Annotated in this window: 4 protein-coding genes; 1 reads left to right on the forward strand and 3 read right to left on the reverse strand. The window is 71.5% G+C overall.

Annotation, left to right across the window (positions count from 1 at the left end):
* Both RMO85_RS10230 and RMO85_RS10235 read right to left on the reverse strand, forming a co-directional pair.
* Positions 1 to 990: glutamate-cysteine ligase family protein (locus tag RMO85_RS10230; RefSeq protein WP_310528622.1), on the reverse strand; the 990-nt coding region annotated here is incomplete at its 3' end.
* Positions 991 to 1067: 77 nt separating this feature from the next.
* Complete coding sequence (locus RMO85_RS10235; RefSeq protein ID WP_310528623.1) at positions 1068 to 2033, reverse strand: DUF4192 domain-containing protein; 966 nt, start codon at positions 2031 to 2033, stop codon at positions 1068 to 1070.
* A gap of 152 nt (positions 2034 to 2185) precedes the next feature.
* Here RMO85_RS10235 and RMO85_RS10240 point away from each other — a divergent pair, with 152 nt between their 5' ends.
* Positions 2186 to 3490: a DNA polymerase IV gene (locus RMO85_RS10240; protein ID WP_310528624.1), complete on the forward strand. Its 1305-nt coding sequence runs from the start codon at positions 2186 to 2188 to the stop codon at positions 3488 to 3490.
* Here the strand turns inward: RMO85_RS10240 and RMO85_RS10245 are convergent.
* Positions 3436 to 4337: biotin-dependent carboxyltransferase family protein (locus RMO85_RS10245; protein ID WP_310528625.1), on the reverse strand; the 902-nt coding region annotated here is incomplete at its 5' end. The genes RMO85_RS10240 and RMO85_RS10245 overlap by 55 nt on opposite strands.

Genomic DNA, 4337 nt, shown 5'->3' on the forward strand with positions numbered 1-4337 from the left:
GTGCGGCACTCCCCCGGCGATGTCGTAGACCGGGCGGTTCCAGCGGTAGATCGTGCCGTTGTGCAGCCGCAGCTCCGGAAGCTTGGGCGTGCCACCGGACTCGAGCACCTCGAGCGGGTCCTCGTCGTCGGTGATGGGCAACAGGGCCGGGAAGTAGCGGACGTTCTCCTCGAAGAGGTCGAAGACGGAGGTGATCCAGCGCTCGCCGAACCACACGCGCGGTCGCACCCCCTGGACCTTCAACTCGTCGCTGCGGGTATCGGTCGCCTGCTCGAAGAGCGGGATCCGGGTCTCGCGCCACAGCTCCTTGCCGAGGAGGTAGGGCGAGTTGGCGGCCACGGCGAGCTGCACTCCGGCGATCGCCTGCGAGGCGTTCCAGTAGGCCGCGAAGTCGTCGGGCGAGGTCTGGACGTGGAACTGCGTGCTGGTGCAGGCCGCCTCGGGCACGATCGAGTCGGACGTCGTGGACAGCCGCTCGCGGCCGGTGATGTTGATGCTGATGTCTTCTCCCCTGGCGGAGAGGATCTGCTCACTCAGCAGCTTGTAGCGGGGGTTGGCGCTGAGGGTGTGCGCCTCCATGTGCTCCTCGCGGAGCGTGGGCAGGATGCCGATCATCACCTGGTGCGCCCCCGACTGGGCAGCCTTGGCCTCGGCATCGTTGAGCGAGCGACGCAGACTCTCCTCGAAGATCGTCAGCCCGCCCTCGCGCAGGATGGCCGGCGCGACGTTGATCTCGATGTTGAACTGGCCCAGCTCTGTCTGGAAGTCGGGGGAGGCGATCGCCTCCAGCACCTCGGCGTTCTTCAGCGCCGGGTCACCCTCGTCGTCGACCAGGTTGAGCTCGACCTCCAGTCCGGTCATCGGATCGTCGGTGTCGAAGCGTGCCTCCCGCAGCATGCGAGCGAAGACGTCGAGGTTGCGACGCACCTTCTCCCGGTGCTGCGTCCGGTCTGCCCGAGAGAACTCCTGCTGCTCCACCTCTTCGCCCATGCAGCGACGATAGCCATCAAGGGCTCGTTCGCGTCTCCGGGCGAGCGACAAATCGTCTCGATCGCGACGCTGACCCCTCAGGCGGCGCCCTCGGCGGACCCCGGCGCCGATGGCGTGATCACCTCCCACAGTGCGGGGGAGGTCGCTGACATCAGCAGCTCCGCCACCAGATCGGCCAGCGAGTGCTCGGGCTCCGCGGCCCGGGCGCGGTCCACGGCGCACCATGCGAGGGCTCCCTCCCCCGCCAGCCAGGCGGTGAGGGCCAGCACCGAAGCCGGCCCGGCCACCAACTCCTCAGGCGTGCGCCGCACGAGGTCGCTCCAGAACTCGACGCATGACCCGGCACTCGCCCGGCTCAGCCAGCGCCACGCCTCGTCGCGCAGCTCCGGCTGCGCCAGCGAGACTGCCAGCCGTGCGACGACGTCGGGTGGCAGGGGAATCCTCGAGGTGGCATGGGCGCTGATGAGGGGTCGGAAGCCGGCAGCCGGCAGCGGTGACGCCGCCGCCACCAGCTCGGCGACCGCCGCTGCCGCACCCTCGTCGCGGGCCAACGTGGCGGCCAGCGCCTCGCGCGAGGAATGAGTCACCCGTCCCCCGAGCACGGACTCCGCGGCGAAAGGATGGTGCCCGACGTCGAAGGCAATGCCGCGATAGGCCTCGGGCTGTCGGCCGGGGAGCACGGCGAAGTAGTGGCCGTCATGGACGCGGAGCACCTCGACGACCTCGACACCGGCTGCCGTGAGGCCCTCGTACAGGGACCAGGCCGTCTCGTCCGCGACGGCGGTGTCGTCGTCGTAGACCACGATCACGACCTTGCTGATGCCGTGCTTGCGAGCCGGCCGCAGGAGGGCCCCGACGACGTCGTCGACGTCGGACTCGTCGCCGGGCAGGTCGATCCGGGCATGGAACGGCCGCGTGCCCTCGACGCTGAGGAGGACGACCGAGCTGGTGGGCGAGAAACCGAGGGCGACGGGCACGAAGGCGAGCAGGTCCTCGGGACACGTGGCCCTCATCTGGCGGGAGCTGGGATCTGTTGTGGTCATGTCCACGAGGCTGCCCATCCGCACCGACAGCTGCTCGCCGCACGAGGTCCGGCTGTGGAGAACCTGGCTGCGGTCGCCGGAGCGGCGTGCTGTGGACGATTTGCGGACTGCGACAATGGCTGACATGACGTGGGACTGCCGGTGAGGAGCCCATGAGGAGCAGCGCTTCCGTCCTGCATCTCGACCTCGACGCGTTCTTCGCGGCCGTCGAGCAACGCGACAAGCCATCGCTGCGCGGCAAGCCCGTCATCGTCGGCGGGGTCGGCGGACGGGGGGTTGTGGCCACCGCGTCCTACGAGGCCCGGGCCTTCGGCGTCCGCTCGGCCATGTCGACCCGCGAGGCTCGGGCCCGCTGCCCCCACGCCGCCTTCCTGACGGGACGGTTCCACGCGTACCGCGAGACAAGCAGCAAGGTGATGGCGGTGCTGAGAGCCGCCTCACCACTCGTGGAGCCGCTCTCCCTCGACGAGGCCTTCGTCGACCTCGCGCAGGCCGGGCTCCCCGACCTCGAGGTGGCCACCGTCGTGGCGTACGGCGAGGAGCTGCGTGCGCACGTCGCCGAGGTCACCGGCGGCCTGACCGGAAGCGTCGGGATCGGCTCGTCGAAGTTCATCGCCAAGGTGGCCAGTGAGCTGAACAAGCCGGACGGGCTGACAGTGGTGCCGCCCGGCACCGAGCGCGACCTGCTGCGGCCGATGAAGGTGACGGTGATCCCCGGGGTGGGGCCTGCCACCACCGAACGCCTGCGGCGCGCCGGCATCCACACCATCGCCGACCTCGAGGCAGTCCCGGAGGAGGAGCTGGTCCGTCTGCTGGGCAAGTCGCACGGCCACGGCCTCCACCAGCTGGCGCGCGCCCAGGACGACCGCCCGGTGGTGCCCGACCGGGAGACCAAGTCGGTGAGCTCGGAGGGCACCTACGACACCGACCTGACCGACCGCAGGCTGATGGAGGGGCTGCTGGCACGCCAGGCCACCCACGTCGGCGAGCGCCTGCGCAAGCACGGGCTCTCCGGCCGCACGGTGACGATCAAGGTGCGCCTGCACGACTTCACCACGTTGAGCCGCTCCTCCACCCTGGCGAGCCCCACCGACAGCGGCCCGGCCATCGCCCGCGTCGCCCGCACGCTGCTCGCCGACCTGGACACCTCCGGCGGGGTCCGGCTGCTGGGTGTCGGCGTGTCCGGCCTCGCCGACTGGATCCAGGAGGACCTCTTCGGCGACACGGCGGCCGACGAGCCCGAGGTCGAGCTCCCGGCCGCCGAACCGGCCCGCCGGTCGTATGCGCCCGGCAACGACGTGGTGCACGCCGAGATGGGACCGGGCTGGGTCTGGGGCTCGGGCAAGGGCGTGGTGACGGTCCGGTTCGAGACGGCCGAGACGCCCCCCGGGCCGGTGCGGTCCTACTCGGTCGACGATCCGGCGCTCGGCCCGGCCGAGCGTCCGGTCGAGGACTGAACGCGCAGCTCCACCGTCGCTCCGGGTCGTAGCTGCGCACACGTCGGCACGTCGTCGACCACCACGACACCGATCACCGGATACCCCCCGGTCACGGGGTGGTCGTGCAGGAACACCACCGGCTGCCCGGAGGGCGGCAGCTGCACGGACCCCAGGACGATGCCCTCGCTGGCGAGCTCACCTGTGCGCGCCCGCTCGATCACCGGTCCGCTGAGCCGGAGCCCGACCCGGTTCGAGGCCGCGTCCACGGTGTAGCGGGTCCGGTCGAGGCGGCGCCACGCCTCGTCGTCCAGCCAGTCCGCCCGCGGTCCTGGCGTGATGCGCAGGACCCGTCGCGCCGGTCGGCGTACGCCCACGTCCAGCGGTGCCGGCGATGCGGTCCAGGAGCCGAGCGGCAGCACGTCCCCCACCCGTAGACGTGGTGGCCCGATCCAGGCGAGGGTGTCCACGCTGCGCGAGCCGAGGACGACGGGTACGTCGATGCCGCCACCCACGGCCAGGTAGGACCTCACGTCCGTGGCCGCCCTGCCCACGGCCACCGTCGACCCAGCCCGCAGCGAGACGGGCTCGGAGTGCGCCACGGCCCGCCCGTCCACCAGGACCGGACACCAGGCGCCGGTGACGCTGATCGTCGCGGCCCGCTCGATCCGAACCGTGACGCCGCTCATCGTCGTCTCCAGCACGGCCGCGTCGGGGCCGTTGCCGACCAGTCGGTTGGCGAGGGCAGCGGCGGGCGCGTCCAGCACGCCGGCACGGGGAACACCGAGGTGGGCGTAGCCGAACCGGCCACGGTCCTGCTCGTTACCGGCCCGCGTCCGCCGGCGGAGTTGGTACGCCAAGCCGCCGC

This window comes from Nocardioides sp. (genome assembly GCF_031422975.1).
Classification (GTDB): Bacteria; Actinomycetota; Actinomycetes; order Propionibacteriales; family Nocardioidaceae; genus Nocardioides.